An 18591-nucleotide genomic window follows, 5' to 3' on the forward strand; every position below is an offset into this window, starting at 1 on the left:
AAAATTTATGCTTTATTTTTTGATAATCATTTATATAATTTACACGATTTATAAAATTTCATTAGCCCTTTTACAGCTAAATTTTATCAAAGAAAACGCCAAAAAACCAGCCGTGATTTTAAGCGAAGCAGACTATCAAAAGGCTGGAATTGTCAGCATTACAAATCTGAAATTTGAAATTTTTAGCCTTGCGTTTGGGCTTTTGGTCGCGATTTTTTGGATTTGTTATGGTGCGGGTGCGTTGCAGGAATTTATCTACGCCAAATTTGGCGGGTGCGGCGTAAATTTGGAGGGCGGCGCAAGTATCCTAATCCAAAGCGTTTTTGTTTTAGTTTTCATCATACTTGGCGGGGTGATTGATTTGCCGTTTGAAATTTACGCCACTTTTATCAAAGACAAAAAACTAGGATTTTCCACAATCACGCCTAAAATTTTCATCGCTGATAAGCTAAAAGCCCTTGCGCTAACGCTAATTTTTGGCTTTTTGGTGGTTTTTGCGCTAGTTTTTTGCGTGCAAAATTTGGGGCAGTTTTGGTGGGTGTATGGGTTTGGATTTTCGTTTGGGCTGATTTTGCTGATAAATTTGATTTATCCTACACTCATCGCGCCGCTATTTAACAAAATGTCGCCACTAGCTGAGGGCGAGTTAAAATCGCAAATCGAGATTTTACTCGCAAAATGTGGCTTTAAAAGTAGTGGCGTTTTCGTCATCGACGCAGGCAAGCGCGATAATCGCTTAAATGCGTATTTTGGCGGACTTGGGGCGAGTAAAAAGGTCGTGCTTTTTGACACTTTGATAAAAAAGCTAAGCCAGAGTGAAATTTTGGCAGTTTTGGGGCATGAACTAGGGCATTTCAAACACGGCGACATACTCAAAAATATCGCGCTTGGGGCGTTTATGCTGATTGTGATTTTTGGCGTGTTTGGAAATCTGGCTACAAATGGGGTTTTTGACGCGCTAAATTTAGTGCGCGACGGCGGTGCGACGCTGATTTTTATCATGCTATTTTTGCCGATTTTGCAGAGTTTTTTGGAGCCTGTGATGTCGAAATTTAGCCGTATGCACGAGTTTGGCGCGGACAGGTTCGGCGCAGATAATGCGAGTAAAAATGATATGATTAGCGCACTTAAAAAACTTGGTAGCGAAAACAAAACTTTTCCGATTTCTCACCCGCTTTACAGCGCGATTTACCACTCGCACCCGAGCCTGTATGAGCGTATCAAGGAGCTAGAATGAAAATTTTCGAGGCGTTAAAATGGGCGCACGGCAGGACAAATTCTAGGTATGTTTCAAGGGAGCTTTTGAAATTTAGCGAAAATTTAAGCAACGAAGAGTTTGTAATGCTCTTTAACCACGCTATGCGAAATGAGGAAAAATTTCGCCAAAGTGTCGAAATTTACGCTTCTGGCGTGCCACTTGAATACATTACAAACAAGTGCAAATTTTTCGATTTTGAGTTTTTCGTCGATGAGCGGGTGCTGATACCTCGCTTCGAGACTGAAATTTTGGTCGATAAGGCTTTTAGCGTGGCTCATCTTTTCAAAACTCCGCGCATTTGCGAGGTCGGCACTGGAAGCGGGATAATCTCGATTTGCCTTAAAAAATTTTTCCCAGACGCGCAAATTACCGCCACTGATATCAGCGAAAGTGCGCTTGAAGTAGCGCGCAAAAACGCCCAAAATTTGGGTGTGGATATTGAATTTGTGCATTGTGAATACCTAAGCGGGGTGCAGGGGGATTTCGATATCGTAGTATCAAATCCGCCATATATCGCCTCCTCGTATAAGCTCGATGAGAGAGTGCTAAAAGAGCCAAATTTGGCGCTAATCGGTGGCGAGAAGGGCGATGAGAAGCTAAAAAAACTAATCTTTTTAAGCGAAAATCGCACGAAATATCTGCTTTGCGAAATGGGCTATGATCAAAAGCAAAGCATGCAAGAAACACTAAGCGAGCATGGATTTGCCTTTGAATTTTACAAAGATTTAGCCGGGTTTGATCGCGGATTTGTCGCAAGGAAAATGAAGTAATGCAGGGCTCGAAACTTCATAGATTGCTTTGCTACAAGGCGTTTGGTTACAGGTATATCGACGCTGGAATCCTTGCTAGTGGCGAGAGATTTTTTAGCGATATTGATAGCCTTTCGCATAGCGTGCAAAACTGCGCGCTGTGCGAACTATCCAAAACACGCACCCACGCCATGGTGCCTTATGGCGATAAAAACGCTAAAATAATGGTAATCTCTCAGTGCCCAACGCACGCAGAAGATGAGAGCGGTGAGCCATTTAGCGGGAATTTGGGCGAGAAATTTAGGGCTAGTTTGAAGGAGTTTTGCGGTTTGGAAATCGACGAAATTTACGCGTCGTATCTGATAAAATGCGCCCTAAATTTAAATAAAAAACTCACCTCTGAAATCATACTCAAATGCGCTCCCTACGCTATCGACGAGATTAAAATAATTCGTCCCAAAGTCGTGCTTTGCCTTGGCGAGCTGTGCGCTAAAATTTTGCTTAAAAACAACAACCTCCCAGATATCAGGCTGATTCACGGCACGCCATTTCGTGAGGGCGGGATTACCTTCATACCGACATTTGATCTAAATTTCCTAAGCCAAAACCCAAGCCAAATTCCACTTTTTCACGATGATTTGCGCAAGATAAAGGAATTTTTGTGAGAGCGATTTTTGCGCTTTTAATCGCTGTTTTTTGCTTGGCGCACGATGACGAAAATATTTCGCTAAAAGATTTAAATTTTACGATAAGCGATGATGAAAATTCTAGCACCCAGATTTTGTTTGAGGGCGAGGATTTTATCCAAAAAAGCCTAGATGAGGGATACACGCTCTGGGACCCAGACAGTGAAAAAGGCGAGGTGTATAATCTCGTGGCAAATGCGATGAGTGCGACGATTGAAAACTCGCAAAATTCGGGCTTTAAAGTGGGTGTTTTAATGGCGCAAAATATCCTTGGCTCGCGCGCAGATAGCATTGCAAATGCGCTTTTGGCATTTGTGAGCGAGAGAAATTTGCAGGCGAATTTGCGCTTTTATTACATAGGAAATGAGAGCGAGGAGGGCATTATAGCGGCACTTGAAGCTATGGAGCGCGATAATGTCGCCCTCATAATCGCTCCATTAAATAGATCTGGCGTGGATATAGTAGATGAAAACTCGCAGTATAGTAGTATAGTTTTTGTGCCGACGCTAAATCAAAATTTAAGTGGGTTCGTGTCGAATAATATATATTTTGGCGGTATTGATTACAGCGAGCAAATGCAGTATCTGCTGGGGCGTTTCGCTGAGAATTTATACGCTATCGGCGATGAGAGCGCGCTGTCGCAGGTGCTAAACGATATGGCGTTTGATAGTCGCAATATCGAGGAGTTTTACACGATTAAAAGCAACCGAAATGCGGTTTTCGATTTTGAGGGCGAACTGCCACAAAATGCGAATTTTATCCTAAATTTGCCTAGTTCTAAAATACTCTCAGTAATCGGCGAAATTTCGCACAAAAAGCTAAACACGCAAAACCTGCTTGCTACGCAAGTGGGCTTTGACGGCGAGATTATCGGTGCGCTTCCAAGCGCGATTGGCGGGAAATTTTACCTTGCAAACTCCATTTCGCCGGTTTCAAACTCGCTTCTTCATCGCGCGCTTAGCCTTGGCGTGGATTTGCGCTACGAGTGGATTGCATACAGCGCGCTTAGCGGGTTTGACTATTTTTATTCAAATTTTGCATTAAACCGCTATGAGCGGGCATTTAGCGAGGAATTTTACGATAACGGCCTTAGGTTTGATACCAAAATTTACGAGGTCGGCGAGGGTAAATTTCAAAAATTAAATTAAAATTTCAAATTTTTTTAGAAAGGAATTGCATGAAAAAGTATTTCAAAACACTTTTTTTAGGGCTTTCGTTTTTGTTTTTGCTCGCTGGTTGTGCGAGTAATCAACCAGCGTTAAACCAACCTACGCTAGATCAAATCAAATCTCGCGGAACTATCCTAGTGGGCGCTACTGGGGATTATAAACCGCTAAGTGTGCGCGAGCAAAACGGCACGCTATGGGGATTTGACATCGATATCGCAAAAGCAATCGCCGAGAAGCTTGGCGTGGAGCCTGAGTTCGTCGCCACTAGCTGGCCGAGTCTGAGCGATGATACTATGGCAGAGCGCTTCGATATCGCTACTACCGGCATTACGATTAACGAAACACGCAAAAAAACTATGCTAATGAGCGATGGCTACCTTGCTAGCGGTAAGACGATTTTGTGCCGCAAGGGCGACGCAGCGAAATTTACAAGCTTAGAGAGTATCGATAAAAAGGGCGTTCGCGTGATGATAAACCCGGGCGGAACGAACGAGAAATTTGCGAGGGCAAATTTTAAAAACGCTAAAATCATCGTCCATAAGAAAAACGCCGAGATCCCAGCGCAAATCGCAAAAGGCGTAGCTGATGTGATGATCACAGAAACCACTGAGGCGCCGTATTATGTGGCAAACAACCCTAAACTAGCCGCTCCGCTACTAGAAAGTCCATTTACGCGCGATGAAATCGGGGCTTTGATGTCGCAAAACAAGGGCGATTTGCAAAGCTTCGTAAATAAAGTAATCGCTGAGATGAAGGCAAATGGTGAGTTGAAAAAAATCACTGAAAAATACGGATTAGTTTATTCGTATTAAAATTTTAAAATTTCGGTTGTGAGAACTGCTTTTGCTTTTCGCAACCGCTTTTAAAATTCCACGCTGAGGCAATCTTGGATACTGCGCCGAAATTTTAGTTGTAGTGTGGTAAGTTGCCTAGCGAAAATTTTGGTAACCTTATGGTGGGCAAGGTGCTCACCCTACGATACTAATAAATCTTTCCAGTTTCTTTATCAACCCAACGGATTTGCGGACAATCATCATACCAAAAAATACCATAGTTTTTACTATTTGAATAGTTACTTATATCATTTAAATCTTTCGGTAAAACACTGCGTGTATAATTTATAATTTCATCAGATGGAATATCCCAAAAAATATCCCGCTCACCATTTATTTTTTTAATTTTTGTTGAATATGTTTTTGTTTGTTTGTCATAAAAACAATATGGAACTAAAACCAAAATTTCTCCATTATCTATCAATTTTTTTAACATATACAAAAATGCTTCAAAATTATATTCTAAATTATCTTTAAATTCATCATAGTTCCAAAACAATATGTGAGAAGAACATCCAAAGCACTCTAACGCCTCATTATAATATTTATTTACAATTTTTTTGATATATGAAATTTCTGATTGTTTCATAAAAATTTCCTATTTAAATTTATTTTCATAAAGCACCGTAGGGTGGGCGTCCTTGCCCACCAAATTTATATTTTTATCAAATTTTATTTTAGCCCCTTTAATTCTTTTAAAATTTCGGTAGATAAAAGCAAGTTTTTATATTTTAAATTTGCAAAATTTAGCCCTGCCAAACCTCACAACCCCTTGAAAAACTCCACGATTTCGTCGCTGAATTTCACTGGTTTGCCGTTTTGCAGGTATGCGACTCTGACATCTTGGGCGAAGATTAACTCGTCAAATTCGCGCCCATTTATATCTTTTAGTTTGTAGATTTTTTGCGTCAGCACCGCGCTTGCGTTTTTTAGCTCTTTGAGCGTGGTTTTGATTTCTAGTTCGTCGCCCAGCACCGCAGAGCGCAGGAATTTCGCCTGCAAATCGCTCACCACGAAATGCGAGTGCTCGCCAAAAAAACTCACGCCCGCACGCATTAGCGCCTCGCTTCTAGCCCGCTCGCAAAATTTTATGTAGTTTGCGTGATAGACGATGCCCTGCGCGTCGGTATCGTCGTAATAAATCCTAAATTTCATCGCCTCTGCCTATGCGCAAGTTTGGCACCATTTTTAGGAAAAACAGCACCGTTTGCGCGATTATCATTAGCTTGGCGCACCACTCGCTGGCTTTGTGGATTTGGGCGAATTCGGCTGTTTGTGTGCCTGCTTCGCCTAGCTTTTGCGCGTCTAGGATAAATTCCGTGAAATACAGCACGAAAAGTGTCGCTAAAATGAGGTTTATGAGCGCTAGCATGAGGGTTGAGAGTTTTAGGTTGAAGGGTTGGGATTTGTTGTTGTTGAAATTCACCATTTCAAAAATTAGGCAAATTATCGAAAACGGCATTAAAATGGCGTTGTATTTGACAAAAATCGCGCTCATCATCTGACCGCTTTGGAAGTGGCTAAGCACGCCCTCGCCAATGAGATTTTGCGGGTAAAAAATCGTCGGAGCCACAAGCGCGCCAAGGCTAAGCTCGATACCGATGAGCGCGCCAAGAGCGAGGATATAAATCGAAAAAATCGCTTTCATAAAAATCCTTAAATTTGTAAATTTCGTAAATTTTGTAATTTCGCGCCATTATACCCTAAAATTTGTCTTTATTTGGAAATTTTGTGTAAATTTGGCTGAAATTTAGCCGAATTTTTCAAATTTTATCATTATTTAAGCAATGTTTAAATAAAATGATTTCTCTTTTTTCGTGGTTGGATAGCTCAGTCGGTAGAGCAGCAGACTGAAAATCTGCGTGTCGGCAGTTCGATTCTGCCTCTAACCACCACTTTTATTCAAATTTAAATCCCAAAATCAGTGAAATTTAAGGCGCGCAATCATAGAAAATCGCAAAATAAATCGTAAATTTAGCTGTCTTTATAATAAAATTGAAAAGATAAATTTAAAGCCAATGGCGAATTTTGCGCCGAAATTTGCGAATTTGCCAGGCAGGGTTACAGAGGCGATAGCTAAATTTTATGACGAGCCAAAATTTGCGGGTGAGTTTTTGAAAATTTTGGATAATGCCTGCAAAAACGGCGAAATTTCACGCGCGTGCAAAGATGAAATTTATCGTAGATTTTTAGCCGAGAAATTTTAGGCTAAATTTGAAAATTTGGGAAAATTGACGCAAATTTTATGCAAATTTCACACAAATTTTAAACTAAATTTGCCAAATTTCGCTCCAAAATTCACGCTAAATTTCCCCAAATTCACCCAAATTTTACCCTGCAAATTCCTCGTTTAGAAACTCACCTGTGTAAGAGCCTGTTTTTTTGTAGTTTTTTGCAAGCTGTTTTGGTGTGCCTTGCGCTACGATTTTTCCGCCACCATCGCCACCCTCTGGCCCCATATCTATGAGATAGTCGCAGTTTTTGATGATGTCCATATTATGCTCGATGACAAAGACAGAATTGCCCAAATCCACGAGGTGATGAAGCACCTGCACCAGCCTATCGACATCGGCGAAGTGTAGGCCAGTGGTCGGCTCATCGAGGATATAAAGTGTATTGCCGGTATCCGTGCGACTAAGCTCTTTCGCGAGTTTGACGCGCTGAGCCTCGCCCCCGCTTAGCGTGGTTGCAGGCTGACCTAGCGCGATATAGCCAAGGCCTACATCTTGGAGGGTTTTGAGTTTTTGATAAATTTTTGGCACAGCTTTGAAAAACTCCAAAGCCTCGTCGATACTCATCGCCAAAATCTCGGCGATATTTTTGTTTTTGTAGTAAATTTCAAGCGTCTGGGCGTTGTAGCGCGAACCACCGCATGCGTCGCAAACTACGCTAATATCGGGCAAAAAGTGCATTTCGATTTTGATTTCGCCCTCTCCTGCGCATTTTTCGCAACGCCCGCCCTTGACATTGAAGCTAAATCGCCCGATTTTATACCCCCTTATCATCGCCTCTTTTGTCTGCGCAAAAAGCGCGCGGATCTCGTCCATGACGCCAGTGTAAGTGGCTGGATTGGAGCGTGGGGTACGACCGATTGGGCTTTGGTCTAGGTAGATGACCTTGTCTAAATTTTGCAGGCCTGAAATTTTGGCATTTTTTAGAATTTTAACATTTCTGGCGCGGTTAAGTTCCTCCAATGCTGCTGGCAGGATTGTTTGAAGCACGAGCGAGCTTTTGCCGCTGCCGCTAACTCCGGTAATTCCGACTAAATTTCGCAAAGGAAATTTTGCGCTTAGGCCGTGGATATTGTTGATTTCGACATTTTTTATGCTTAACCACTCTTTTTGCGGGCGGTTTTTTTGGTAATCAATCGTTTTGTGATTGTTCATATACAGCGCAGTTTGTGTGTCGCTTTTAAGCAGATTTTCCACACTTCCACTAAATACGACCTCGCCGCCGTATTTACCAGCCCCAGGTCCGATATCTACGACGAAATCTGCTTGTTGTATGGTTTTTTTGTCGTGTTCGACGACGATTACGGAATTTCCTTTTTGTTGTAAATTTCTAAGTGTATTGATTAGCTTTTGTGTATCGCGCTCGTGAAGCCCGATACTAGGCTCATCTAGGACATACATTACCCCGCTTAGTCCGCTTCCAATCTGGCTTGCGATGCGGATTCGTTGCGCTTCGCCACCGCTGATTGTGCGTGCGTCGCGCCCGAGGGTCAGGTATCCAAGACCAACATCGTTTAAGAAAAATAGCCTTTCGTTGATTTCTTTTAAAATAGGCGCCGCGATTTGCGCTTCTTGCGGGCTAAAATGGGCGAAATTTTTCTCATCGCCAAAGAATTTGACATTTTCTTCTATGCTTGTCTTCACCACTTCGCCAAGGCCTTTGCTAGCGACTTTTACGGCTAGGCTTTGGGGTTTTAGACGCAGTCCGCCACAAGCAGAGCAGGTTTTTTCGCTCATATATTCGTCTAAATCGTTTTCGTTTTTTAGCAAATCATAGGCGTATTTTATCGCGCCCTCGAATTTACGCATTAGCTTGTGCGATTTCCAATAAAACGGCACCTCTTTCGCGCTTCCGTATAAAATGAGCTGTTTTTGTGCCTCGTCAAGCTCGGCGTATGGGACATCTGTGGGGATATCGTTTGAGGCGCAAAATCCGAGCAAAAATTTATAATAATAGCTTTTGTTAAACCCTGACATTACCTTAATCGCGCCGTTTTCGATAGAATTTGCCTCGTTTATGATTTTAGCTAAATCTAGGCTAAATTTAATCCCAAGCCCGTCGCACTCCTCGCACGCACCTTTTGGGCTGTTGAAGCTAAAAGTCAGCGGTTCGAGTGGGGTAAATGAAATTTTGCAATCAAAGCACGCCATGTGTTCGCTGTAATGGATATGATCGTGCGCAAGCCCGAATTCACCTGCGTTTGCGATATCGATTTCGACCTCGCCGAAGCTAAGTTTTAAGGAATTTTCGATGTCGCTTGCGATTCGCGTGGCGTTTTCTTCGCTGATACTGACGCGGTCGATGACGACTTTGATTGTGTGTTTTTTGGTTTTGGCTAGTTCGATTTCTTCGTCAAGTCTGACTAAAACGCCGTCAATCTGGGCTCTGACATAGCCTTTGTTTCGCATATCTTCGATCAAATCAGCAAAAGTGCCCTTTTTTTCGCGCACGAGCGGGGCAGAAATTGAAATTTTCGCGCCATTTGGGAGTTTCATAACCTCGGCGATGATATCAGATGAGCTCATTTTTGAGATTGGTTTGCCGCATTGGTGGCAGTGTTGCACGCCCGTTCTAGCGTAAAGTAAGCGCAAATAATCGTAAATTTCAGTTATCGTGCCAACAGTCGAGCGCGGGTTTTTGGAGGTGGTTTTTTGATCTATCGCAATCGCTGGTGTTAGGCCGTCGATTTTGTCGATATCTGGCTTGCCAACCCTGTCTAAAAACTGCCTAGCATACGCCGAAAGGCTCTCTACATAGCGTCTTTGACCCTCAGCATAGAGTGTATCAAAGGCTAGCGTGGATTTGCCAGAGCCCGAAAGGCCGGTAAAAACGACTAATTTATTTTTTGGAATTTTCAAATTTATATTTTTTAGGTTGTGTTCTCTTGCGCCGATAATTGTGATTTTATCGTTCATTTTAGCCTCTTTTTGTGAAAATTAACCTTTAATTATATCTTAAAATTCTTTGAAAGAGTTTGCAAAAACGCTTAAATTTCAGCCATGTTTGATATAATTTTGAAAAATCAAAATTTAATGGATAAAAATGAAAAAAGTTTTAATCATAGCAAGTGGCGATTTCGCGCGCCATTTTTTAAATAGAATTTACAAATCCAAAGATGTTATCCACGAATACTTCATCATCGCAAAAGACAGCTCCTGCGTGCCTGAGGGGATTTTGGGTATGCAAAATTTCAGCGTGGAGATTTTCGATCCCACAAGCATAGAAAGGCTAAAATTAGTAGTAAATCAGGGCGAATTCGATAGGTGCATAATGATAATGGACATTGAATTTGACGCTAGGGTGAGCCTGAATAATCTCAAAGAAATTGCGCCAAATTTGGAAATTTATCTTGCTGATTTTTGGGATTTGGTGCAAGAATACAAAGAAGAAAAGCATATTAAAATTTTAAATGTTTTATCGCTAAATTCATCTCGTTTTATGGGTTGTTTGCCAGATAGCCCGGTTTTTGCGCAGTATGTGGGGCTTGGTAGGGGCGAGATAATGGAGGTAAAAATCCCCGTGGGAAGCTCATTTGCGTATCGCAAGGTAGGCACTCTAAGCTCGAAGCGATACAAAATCCCGATGATTTATCGCCACAACACCTACATAATCACCACGAAAAGCACGGTGATTTATCCAAACGATACGATTTTGGTCGTGGGCGAGCCAAGTGCCTTGCGCGCGGTATTTGCGCAGGTCAAACAACAAAACGGCCAGTTTCCATCGCCATTTGGGATAAATATTTATGCACTAATTGATATGAAGGAAATGAGCGAGAGCTCGATTTATAAGATGCTAAGAGCGGTGGAGTATCTAGATAGCAGGCTTCAAAATCACAAAATTTGCATTAGGGTGGTAAATCCTAAAATTTCGCCTAGTTTTGAGGAGATTAAGGCTAAAAGCGATGATGAAAAATTTGAAATTTTAATTGATTATAAAGAGAAAAATATCTCGAATTTAAACGGCGATGTGAGCGAAAATAAGGCTGGTTTGGTCGTGTGTGTGAGGGAGATTTTTGAAAAAAACAAAGCCTATTTGCAAAGTCTTGGCGTGCCGATTTTAAGCCTAGGGCAGAGCGAGTTAGACGCGATAAAACGCAGTGTGGTGGTAAATGGCGGAGCGAATATGGACGAGGAATCAAGCGTAGTTTTTGATATCAGCTCGCAGCTTGGTATGAATATTCACCTGTATATTTTTAACGAAAACGGTGGCAAAGGTGGAGAGTTTGTGCAAAATTATCTAAATTTGTCAAAGCTTTTCTCAAAAGAGCTCATAATCCACGATGATATGAGCAAAAACCCATTAATCGAGCTTAGCGGAGAGAGTGATTTCTTGCAGTTTGTGCCATTTAGCGATAAAATTTTAGCCCCGAAATCGACAGCAATTTTCAAAAAAGACCTTGACAAAATGTATTTCAAACTAAGCCATAATCACCAAATTTTTCTTCCATGCGATATGGGGTAAAAAAATGCAAAATTTATGCTACAATAAGGCAAATAAAGGGGTTAGAATATGAAAATTGATATTGATTTGAAAGAGAAAAGTTACAGCGTTTTTATCGACGAATTAGCCAAAATTTCACTTCCTGGCAAGGTCGCAATCATCACAAACCCCAAGGTTAGCGGGCTTTGGCTCTCGTATTTGTTGGAGAGATTGGAGTGTGGGCAGAAATTTATCATTACAATTCCTGATGGCGAAGAGTATAAAAATCTATCCAGCGTCGAGCAAATTTTAGAGCAACTTTTTAGCTCCAAACTAGATCGCAAAAGCACGCTAATAGCACTTGGCGGTGGCGTGATTAGCGATATTACTGGATTTTGCGCGAGTATTTATGAAAGAGGAATAAATTTTATAAATATCCCAACCACGCTTTTAGCCCAAGTAGATGCTAGCGTAGGCGGGAAAACGGGCGTGAATAACCGCTTCGGCAAAAATTTAATCGGCTCATTTTATCAACCACGCGCCGTGTATTGTGAGAGTAAATTTCTCTCAACCCTGCCGGCGCGCGAATTTGGCGCAGGTGTGGCAGAAGCCGTGAAAATGGCGGTGACATTTGATAAAGAGCTATTTGAGTATTTTTGCGAGCATGATTTGAAGAGTGATAGCGAAGTAGCCCATATCATCGCAAAATGCGTGGAAATAAAAGCTGGTGTTGTGGCGAGAGATGAGCGCGAAAACGGCATCAGAGCGGTGCTAAACTACGGACACACCTTCGCGCATGTGATTGAGAATTTGACGAATTATTCTGTGTATTTGCACGGCGAGGCTGTGGCGATTGGCATGGTTATGGCAAATGATTTGGCTGTAAGACTTGGCAAACTAAGCGCAAACGAAGCAGAGAAAATTCGCGCGCTGCTCGCTAAATTTGGACTTCCTGTGAGTTATAAAATCCAAAATGTAGATAAATTTTACGAAATGTTTTATTTGGATAAAAAAAGTGCCTCAGGCAAGATAAAATTCATCATGCCAAAGGGAATTGGTGATTTTTTCGTATCTGATGATATCGATGAAAATCTCGTAAAATCGACATTAAGAGCGTTTCAATGAATAAAATTTTAACTCTTTTTTTATTTTTTGTTTTTGCTTTTGGCGAGGGAAATTTAAGCGAAAATTTAGCAGAGCAAAATTTAAGCTTATCAGAGCAAAACAGCTCCGCCACTAGATTAAATAAAGAATATGTTAATTCGAGCGAAAGTGCCGATGTAGCGATGATTGCTCCGCTTGGCGAGCAGATTAGGGCGATTGATGAGGAGATCAAAAACAATCTTTGGGTTAGCAGATTTGCGAATTTCATCGGTTACCAAGAGCTTTTAAAACAGCAAAAAATCCTGCAAGATGAGCAAAAATCCCTAAGCGACGCGGACGAGATCAACGAAATAGGCAAAAAACTTCGCGCCGTAAATGAGCAACTCTCGCTTTTAAAAGAGTATGAAAAAAGCCCATTTTTGGACATTGTCGCTATGCCAGAGACCCCAGAGCCAGAGCGTGTGAGCAATCCCTTTTCGATAATCACGGGCTTTTCGACGATTCGAAATTTACAAGAGCAAAAATTAGAGCAAAAACGAAAAATCGAAAATTTAAAGGTTTTGATAGAAAAACTCGAAACCAAAGCCGAATTATACGCCAAAGTGGAGAAAATTTCACCAAATGATAAACTTATCAAAGATTACGAAAATTTAAAATATGAAATCGGCGAATTTAGCTCTGCTTACGAGCTTGCAGGCACTACTTATGATGTGTATGAGAAAAAAATAAACTCCCAAATCACCGCGCTAACTGCCGATATCACGGCGCAAATCAAGCGCGCTGGAAATATCCTTATATGGATTGGCATAGTTTTGGCGTTGGCGTTTTTAGCCAAATTTATCGCCAAACGATATGTCATAAATGATGAAAATTTCTACCTTGTAAATAAAATTATAAATGTCATAAATTTCACCATTATCGTGCTGATTTTGCTATTTTCGTATATTGATAATATGACGCATTTTGTCACCGTGCTGGGCTTTGCTTCGGCTGGTTTGGCGATTGCGATGAAGGATATGTTTATGAGCTCGCTTGGCTGGCTTGTAATCGTATTTGGCGGCACATTTAGGGTAGGGGATCGCGTCAAAGTCTGCAAAAATGGCGTCGTGTATGTGGGCGATATCATCGATATTTCCGTGCTTAGAATGACGATTTTCGAAGATGTTACGATGACTACATGGCGAGAAAACAAACGCGCCGGCAGGGTTGTATTTATACCGAATAACTACATTTTTACAGATTTGCTGGCTAATTATACGCACTCTGGGTTAAAGACCGTTTGGGACGGCATCGATATCTTACTCACATTTGATAGCAATCACAAAAAAGCTATGTATATCATCAAAAACATAGTCAGAAAGTATTCGAAAGGCTACACCGATATCGCCAAAAAGCAAATGTCAAAACTCCGCTCTCAATACAGCATAAAAAATCCAAATGTGGAGCCTAGAATTTTTAGCTTTTTCGAGCCTTATGGTATTCAAATTTCGGTTTGGTATATGACGAATTCATACGCTACTTTGGGCCTTAGAAGCAATATTTCAAGTGAAATTTTAGAAAGCTTACAAAAAGAAGATGATATCAAAATCGCTTACCCAGCTTACACGCTTTACAACGGCAAAACTTATGGCGCAAACAAAGCGCCAAATTTCGAGCCAAACGAGCCACCTATGGGGGAAGTATAGGTGAGGGTGTATTTTAAGACCTTTGGGTGTCGCACGAACATTTACGATACTGAATTAATCAAAAAAATGGTGCAAAACGCGCAGATTGTGGGCAATGAGAGCGAAGCAGATATCGTTGTGATAAATTCATGCACCGTTACAAACGGCGCAGATAGCGATGTCAGAGGCTATATTTCGCGTATGAATAGGGCTGGAAAAAGGGTGATTTTAACAGGCTGTGGCGCCAAATCTCAGGGGCAAAATTTGCTAGCAAAAAATCAAATTTTTGGCGTTTTTGGTATGAGCCAAAAGGCCAAAATCGATGAGTATTTGCGCGCAGATACGAAATTTTACGATATCGGAGATTTGGAGTATAAAGAAAGTAGCGTGCTCGGCGATTTTGAGAATCACACGAAAGCCTTTATCAAAATCCAAGAGGGTTGCGATTTTTCGTGTGCTTATTGCATAATCCCCTCTGTAAGGGGGCGCGCGCGCTCTATTGATGAGAATTTGATTATAAATGAGGCGCAAAATTTAGCCCAAAATGGTTTTAGCGAAATCGTCCTAACTGGCACAAATATCGGAAGTTATGGCAAAGATAGCGCCACATCTCTTGGGGCTTTGTTACAAAGGCTTGGCAGCCTTTCAGGCATAAAGCGCATTAGGCTAGGTTCAATCGAGCCAAGTCAGATTGATGAGAGTTTTCGCGAAATTTTGGGCGAGAGCTTTTTGGAGCGACATTTGCATATCGCTTTGCAGCACACTTCGCAGACTATGCTTAGCATTATGCGTCGCAGAAACACGGCGTTTAGGGATTTGGAGCTGTTTTTGGAGCTGGGCGAGAGAGGCTTTGCGCTAGGCACTGATTTCATCGTCGCTCACCCTGGCGAGAGCGAGGAAGTCTGGGGCGAGGCGGTTGAGAATTTCAAAAAATTCCCGCTTACGCACCTGCACGCCTTTATTTTCTCTCCACGCTGGGGCACAGCTTCTGCTTCGATGAGTGGGAGGATTAATGGCGAAGTGGCGAAAGCTAGGCTTAAAATGCTTAAAAATATCGTAGCGTTAAATAATTTCGAGTTTCGCAAAGCTCACAAATCGCCACTTTCGGTGCTAGTAGAGCGCAAAAATGGCGAGTGTTACGAGGGATACGATGAGTTTTATAATAAAATTTTGATAAAAAGCGAAAAAGATTTATCTAAAAAATGGGTAAGGATAGAAGATTATGAAGTCAAATTTGAGTCAAATGTGGCAGAAATTTAAGGCAAACAAGCTAAATTTAATCCTTGTGTTTTTGGGATTGCTTATCGTTTTGCTTAGTATTGTGTATTTCAAAGATGACGCGCAATACATCAGCGAACGCGAATTTAGCGAGCTTATGCAAAGGGATTTGATCAAGCGAGCCCATATCGAGGACGGCGCGCTAAATTTCATTTACGAGGGCAAAAGATACCGCATTTTAGCCGATATCGTCGATCTCAAAGAGCTAGCAAATCACGCAGTTATCAGCAAATCGCACGGCAATAGTGGCGAAATGACAATCAGCGCGATTTTGGTGATTTTCACTTTTGCATTTTTTCTTTTTGTCTATTATTTCGAAACCGTGCTTTCGCGCCGTAAAAAAGGGCAAAATTTAGCTTCGCAAGCCCAAAATACTGCGCCGCAAAATTTCGCACCAAACTCATTTGAACCAGTTAAAAGCGATGTGAAATTTAGCGATATCGCAGGCATTAGCGAGGTCAAAGACGAGCTAATCCAAATCGTAGATTTTCTAAAAAATCCGCTTAAATACCAAAAATTTGGCATAAAACTTCCAAAAGGCGTTTTGATGATTGGGGCTCCTGGTGTGGGAAAAACGCTAATTGCAAAGGCCGTAGCTGGCGAGGCTGGCGTGCCGTTTTTTTACCAAAGTGGGGCGAGTTTTGCTGAGATGTTTGTCGGAGTGGGCGCAAAGCGCGTCAGGGAGCTTTTTGCCAAGGCAAAATCCTGCGCGCCTGCGATTATTTTCATTGACGAAATCGACGCTGTGGGCGGTAAAAGGGGCGTTGGGCGAAACGACGAGAGAGAGGCTACGCTCAATCAGCTTCTAACAGAAATGGACGGATTTGAAGAAAATAGCGGTGTAATGGTCATCGCCGCGACGAATAAAATTGATTTGATCGACGAGGCTCTGCTTCGCTCTGGCAGGTTTGATAGGCGCATTTTTATCTCGCTACCAAACTACAAAGACAGGATTGAAATTTTAAAAATTTACCTTGCGGATAAAAAATTTGATTTAAATATAACCAAGGTTAGTCGCCTTTGCGTGGGATTTAGCGGGGCAGGCGTGGCGACATTTGTCAATGAGGCTGCGATGAAGGCATTGGAGAGGGGAAGCGATAAAATCGAGCTAATAGACTTCGAAAATGTGCGCACAAAGGTATTTTATGGTGTGCAAAAAAGCCAAATTTTAACAGAAAACGAAAAAGAAATCCAAGCCTTTTATCAGGCTGCAAAGGCGCTAATCGCGTATTGGTATTCGATGAATTTCGATAAAATCGAGCTTTTAAACGATAAATTTTTAAACGATGATTTCGAAATCCGCTCCAAAACCCAAATGCTAAATCAAATCAAAGTCCTACTCAGCGGCACAGCAGCCCTTGCGATACACAAAAATGACGCCTTTACAAACGGCTCAAACGATGTCAAAGAAGCCACCGAGCTGGCGCAAAAAATGGTCTATGAATACGCTATGGGGGATAGTTTCGTGCCAAATCCAGCCAGCGTCAATGAGATATTAAATTCGTGCTTTGAAGATGTGGGCGAGACGCTTCGCACTATGCAAGAGGCGCTAAATTTGATAGCGAAGCAAATTTTTGTTTATGAGTATATCACTCACTCTGGCGTGCGCTCGATATTGCAACCAGAGCTTGATGAGGACGAGGAAAATTTGGGCGAAGAGCATGGCGAAGAGCAGAGCGAAATTCAGAGTGAAACACCTGCGCCTAGAAGTGATAGATTAAATTTCGATGATTAGGAAAAATATGCAAAAAAAGGTAAAAATAGGAATTTTAACCATTAGCGACCGCGCTTCAAGCGGGGTTTATGAAGATTTGGGAGGCCCAGAGATAAAGCGCATAATGAGCGAGTGGATAGAGGGCGAGGTGGAATTTGACTACCGCATAATCGCCGATGAGCGCGCGCTAATCGAGGGTAGTTTGCGAGAAATGTGCGAGAGCGGGTGCGACGCTGTATTTACCACAGGTGGCACAGGTCCAGCCCTACGCGATGTCACGCCAGAAGCTACCGAGGCAGTGTGCGAAAAAATGCTACCTGGTTTTGGCGAGTTAATGCGCGCTGTGAGTCTAAAATATGTCCCAACCGCCATTTTATCGAGGCAAACAGCTGGTATTTACAAAAACTCTCTTATCGTAAATTTGCCGGGTAATCCAAAGGCGATTTTGCAGTGTTTAGAGCCGATTTTCCCGGCGATTCCATACTGCATAGATTTAATCGGTGGCGCTTATATCGAGGTAAGCGATAAAATCACAGCCTTTCGCCCAAAAAAGAAGTAAAAAATGCAAATTGAGAAAAACGATATTTTAAATTTTGCCAAATATTTTACCAAAATCGCCCACACAAGGGGGCGTTTGCGAATTCGCGTAAGCCCCAAGATTAGGGAGATTAGTGGGGTTAGTGAGGCGGAATTAAAGGCGAAAATCGCTAGTATTAGCGGGATAAAAGAGTATAAATTTAACCCGCTAATTGGCTCTTTGACGATTTTTTATGACAGCGAAATTTTTAAGCCCCAGCTGTGGGAGGAGTTTTTATCTGGGCAGATTTCGACTGAGTTAATTTCGCTTGTAAATTCTACGGCTGATGATATTTGCTCTTAAAATTTTCATAATTAAATGAAAATCGTTTTTATAAATTCAGCTAATTTTATACAAAAATATTCTATTATTTCACACTAAAAATTTGATAAATTTATCGTTTAAAACGCCTTAAAATTTTGATTGTAAGGCGTTTTGGCGTAAAATCAAATTTTACTTTTTCTAATTATGATAGCAAAAATCATAAGTATGTAAATTTTAAAATTTTAAAAGGAGAAATTATGCCGATTAGATTTTTTTTAGGTTTAGTTTTTGGCGGGGCTAGTGTCTATGCACTCACAAATCGCAAAAAAATCGCACAAGGTCTTAGTGAGCTTGCCAAAAGTGAGGGCGCAAAAAAGCTAAAAGATAAGGTAAAAAGTGCGAGTGAGGGCGTCAAAACCACGCTAAATAAGGCAGGCGATGAGATTAGCGAGAAATTTAAAAACGCAAAAGGCGAGCCAGAAAAAACTGCTGGTGAGCCAAAAAAATCCGCAAACAAAAAAAGCAACGAAAAATCAGTCGAAAAACCAGCGAAAAAACCGCGGGCGAAAAAATCAACCACCCCTAAACCACGCGCCAAACGCGCAGAGGGCGCGACTGAGACGCAAATTTAAGGTTAGGGT

General features: G+C 41.7%; 18 protein-coding genes and 1 tRNA gene. 15 read left to right on the plus strand and 4 right to left on the minus strand.

Going from position 1 to position 18591, the window contains the following annotated elements:
* Positions 1-7 precede the first annotated feature (7 nt).
* From PF027_RS02685 to PF027_RS02705, 5 genes are read left to right on the plus strand one after another with little or no spacing between them, the layout of a single operon-like run.
* Entirely contained in the window at positions 8-1237 is a 1230-nt protein-coding gene (locus tag PF027_RS02685; RefSeq protein WP_270865506.1) for a M48 family metallopeptidase, read from the plus strand.
* Entirely contained in the window at positions 1234-2028 is a 795-nt protein-coding gene (gene prmC / locus PF027_RS02690; RefSeq protein ID WP_270865507.1) for a peptide chain release factor N(5)-glutamine methyltransferase, read from the plus strand. The genes PF027_RS02685 and prmC overlap by 4 nt, the downstream gene beginning before the upstream one ends.
* Positions 2028-2672, plus strand: a complete 645-nt coding sequence (locus tag PF027_RS02695) for a uracil-DNA glycosylase (RefSeq protein WP_270865508.1) — start codon at positions 2028-2030, stop codon at positions 2670-2672. Before prmC ends, PF027_RS02695 begins: the two co-directional genes overlap by 1 nt.
* Complete coding sequence (locus PF027_RS02700) at positions 2669-3841, plus strand: hypothetical protein (RefSeq protein ID WP_270872031.1); 1173 nt, start codon at positions 2669-2671, stop codon at positions 3839-3841. The genes PF027_RS02695 and PF027_RS02700 overlap by 4 nt, the downstream gene beginning before the upstream one ends.
* A gap of 29 nt (positions 3842-3870) precedes the next feature.
* Complete coding sequence (locus tag PF027_RS02705) at positions 3871-4674, plus strand: transporter substrate-binding domain-containing protein (protein WP_270872030.1); 804 nt, start codon at positions 3871-3873, stop codon at positions 4672-4674.
* A gap of 169 nt (positions 4675-4843) precedes the next feature.
* Here PF027_RS02705 and PF027_RS02710 read toward each other — a convergent pair whose 3' ends face one another.
* The 3 genes from PF027_RS02710 to PF027_RS02720 all read right to left on the minus strand — a co-directional run bounded on the left by PF027_RS02710 (position 4844) and on the right by PF027_RS02720 (position 6343).
* Positions 4844-5284, minus strand: coding sequence for a hypothetical protein (locus PF027_RS02710; RefSeq protein WP_270872029.1), 441 nt, complete (start codon positions 5282-5284; stop codon positions 4844-4846).
* Positions 5285-5457: 173 nt separating this feature from the next.
* A complete protein-coding gene (locus PF027_RS02715) occupies positions 5458-5850 on the minus strand; it encodes a YbgC/FadM family acyl-CoA thioesterase (protein WP_270865513.1) in 393 nt (130 codons plus the stop codon).
* The gene (locus PF027_RS02720; RefSeq protein WP_270877341.1) at positions 5840-6343 is read right to left on the minus strand and encodes a DUF4149 domain-containing protein; all 504 of its coding nucleotides are present in this window, start codon (positions 6341-6343) and stop codon (positions 5840-5842) included. The genes PF027_RS02715 and PF027_RS02720 overlap by 11 nt, the downstream gene beginning before the upstream one ends.
* A 171-nt stretch (positions 6344-6514) precedes the next feature.
* Here PF027_RS02720 and PF027_RS02725 point away from each other — a divergent pair.
* Together PF027_RS02725 and PF027_RS02730 are read left to right on the plus strand one after the other, a co-directional pair.
* A tRNA-Phe gene (locus PF027_RS02725) sits at positions 6515-6590 on the plus strand.
* A 123-nt stretch (positions 6591-6713) separates the two neighbouring features.
* A complete protein-coding gene (locus PF027_RS02730) occupies positions 6714-6902 on the plus strand; it encodes a hypothetical protein (RefSeq protein ID WP_270872027.1) in 189 nt (62 codons plus the stop codon).
* A gap of 123 nt (positions 6903-7025) precedes the next feature.
* Here the strand turns inward: PF027_RS02730 and uvrA are convergent, their stop codons facing one another.
* Complete coding sequence (gene uvrA / locus PF027_RS02735; RefSeq protein WP_270872026.1) at positions 7026-9842, minus strand: excinuclease ABC subunit UvrA; 2817 nt, start codon at positions 9840-9842, stop codon at positions 7026-7028.
* Positions 9843-9969: 127 nt separating this feature from the next.
* Here uvrA and PF027_RS02740 point away from each other — a divergent pair, with 127 nt between their 5' ends.
* The 8 genes from PF027_RS02740 to PF027_RS02775 all read left to right on the plus strand — a co-directional run bounded on the left by PF027_RS02740 (position 9970) and on the right by PF027_RS02775 (position 18582).
* On the plus strand, positions 9970-11391 hold the full coding sequence (locus PF027_RS02740; protein WP_270876245.1) for a TrkA C-terminal domain-containing protein: 1422 nt from the start codon (positions 9970-9972) through the stop codon (positions 11389-11391).
* Positions 11392-11439: 48 nt separating this feature from the next.
* Positions 11440-12474: a 3-dehydroquinate synthase gene (gene aroB, locus PF027_RS02745; RefSeq protein WP_270872025.1), complete on the plus strand. Its 1035-nt coding sequence runs from the start codon at positions 11440-11442 to the stop codon at positions 12472-12474.
* Positions 12471-14138: a mechanosensitive ion channel family protein gene (locus tag PF027_RS02750; RefSeq protein WP_270872024.1), complete on the plus strand. Its 1668-nt coding sequence runs from the start codon at positions 12471-12473 to the stop codon at positions 14136-14138. The genes aroB and PF027_RS02750 overlap by 4 nt, the downstream gene beginning before the upstream one ends.
* Entirely contained in the window at positions 14139-15377 is a 1239-nt protein-coding gene (gene mtaB, locus PF027_RS02755) for a tRNA (N(6)-L-threonylcarbamoyladenosine(37)-C(2))-methylthiotransferase MtaB (RefSeq protein ID WP_270877342.1), read from the plus strand.
* Entirely contained in the window at positions 15340-17130 is a 1791-nt protein-coding gene (locus PF027_RS02760) for an AAA family ATPase (RefSeq protein WP_270862358.1), read from the plus strand. The genes mtaB and PF027_RS02760 overlap by 38 nt, the downstream gene beginning before the upstream one ends.
* 7 nt (positions 17131-17137) lie before the next feature.
* Complete coding sequence (mog, locus tag PF027_RS02765; RefSeq protein WP_270872022.1) at positions 17138-17668, plus strand: molybdopterin adenylyltransferase; 531 nt, start codon at positions 17138-17140, stop codon at positions 17666-17668.
* Positions 17669-17671: 3 nt separating this feature from the next.
* Positions 17672-17989, plus strand: coding sequence for an HMA2 domain-containing protein (locus tag PF027_RS02770; protein WP_270872021.1), 318 nt, complete (start codon positions 17672-17674; stop codon positions 17987-17989).
* Between the two features lie 218 nt (positions 17990-18207).
* Positions 18208-18582 (plus strand): hypothetical protein, encoded by a 375-nt coding sequence (locus tag PF027_RS02775; RefSeq protein ID WP_270872020.1) that lies wholly within the window; start codon positions 18208-18210, stop codon positions 18580-18582.
* Positions 18583-18591 lie beyond the last annotated feature (9 nt).

The sequence above is a fragment of the Campylobacter sp. VBCF_01 NA2 genome, assembly GCF_027797205.1.
Lineage (GTDB): Bacteria > Campylobacterota > Campylobacteria > Campylobacterales > Campylobacteraceae > Campylobacter_B.

Excerpts from the sequence above, each read along its gene's own strand:
- aroB (WP_270872025.1), top strand. The coding sequence starts at position 11,440 with ATGAAAATTGATATTGATTTGAAAGAGAAAAGTTACAGCGTTTTTATC.
- prmC (WP_270865507.1), top strand. The coding sequence starts at position 1,234 with ATGAAAATTTTCGAGGCGTTAAAATGGGCGCACGGCAGGACAAATTCT.
- PF027_RS02750 (WP_270872024.1), top strand. The coding sequence starts at position 12,471 with ATGAATAAAATTTTAACTCTTTTTTTATTTTTTGTTTTTGCTTTTGGC.
- PF027_RS02730 (WP_270872027.1), top strand. The coding sequence starts at position 6,714 with ATGGCGAATTTTGCGCCGAAATTTGCGAATTTGCCAGGCAGGGTTACA.
- PF027_RS02740 (WP_270876245.1), top strand. The coding sequence starts at position 9,970 with ATGAAAAAAGTTTTAATCATAGCAAGTGGCGATTTCGCGCGCCATTTT.
- PF027_RS02720 (WP_270877341.1), bottom strand. The coding sequence starts at position 6,343 with ATGAAAGCGATTTTTTCGATTTATATCCTCGCTCTTGGCGCGCTCATC.
- mog (WP_270872022.1), top strand. The coding sequence starts at position 17,138 with ATGCAAAAAAAGGTAAAAATAGGAATTTTAACCATTAGCGACCGCGCT.
- PF027_RS02685 (WP_270865506.1), top strand. The coding sequence starts at position 8 with ATGCTTTATTTTTTGATAATCATTTATATAATTTACACGATTTATAAA.
- PF027_RS02715 (WP_270865513.1), bottom strand. The coding sequence starts at position 5,850 with ATGAAATTTAGGATTTATTACGACGATACCGACGCGCAGGGCATCGTC.
- PF027_RS02775 (WP_270872020.1), top strand. The coding sequence starts at position 18,208 with ATGCCGATTAGATTTTTTTTAGGTTTAGTTTTTGGCGGGGCTAGTGTC.
- PF027_RS02710 (WP_270872029.1), bottom strand. The coding sequence starts at position 5,284 with ATGAAACAATCAGAAATTTCATATATCAAAAAAATTGTAAATAAATAT.
- uvrA (WP_270872026.1), bottom strand. The coding sequence starts at position 9,842 with ATGAACGATAAAATCACAATTATCGGCGCAAGAGAACACAACCTAAAA.
- PF027_RS02760 (WP_270862358.1), top strand. The coding sequence starts at position 15,340 with ATGAAGTCAAATTTGAGTCAAATGTGGCAGAAATTTAAGGCAAACAAG.
- PF027_RS02770 (WP_270872021.1), top strand. The coding sequence starts at position 17,672 with ATGCAAATTGAGAAAAACGATATTTTAAATTTTGCCAAATATTTTACC.
- PF027_RS02705 (WP_270872030.1), top strand. The coding sequence starts at position 3,871 with ATGAAAAAGTATTTCAAAACACTTTTTTTAGGGCTTTCGTTTTTGTTT.
- PF027_RS02695 (WP_270865508.1), top strand. The coding sequence starts at position 2,028 with ATGCAGGGCTCGAAACTTCATAGATTGCTTTGCTACAAGGCGTTTGGT.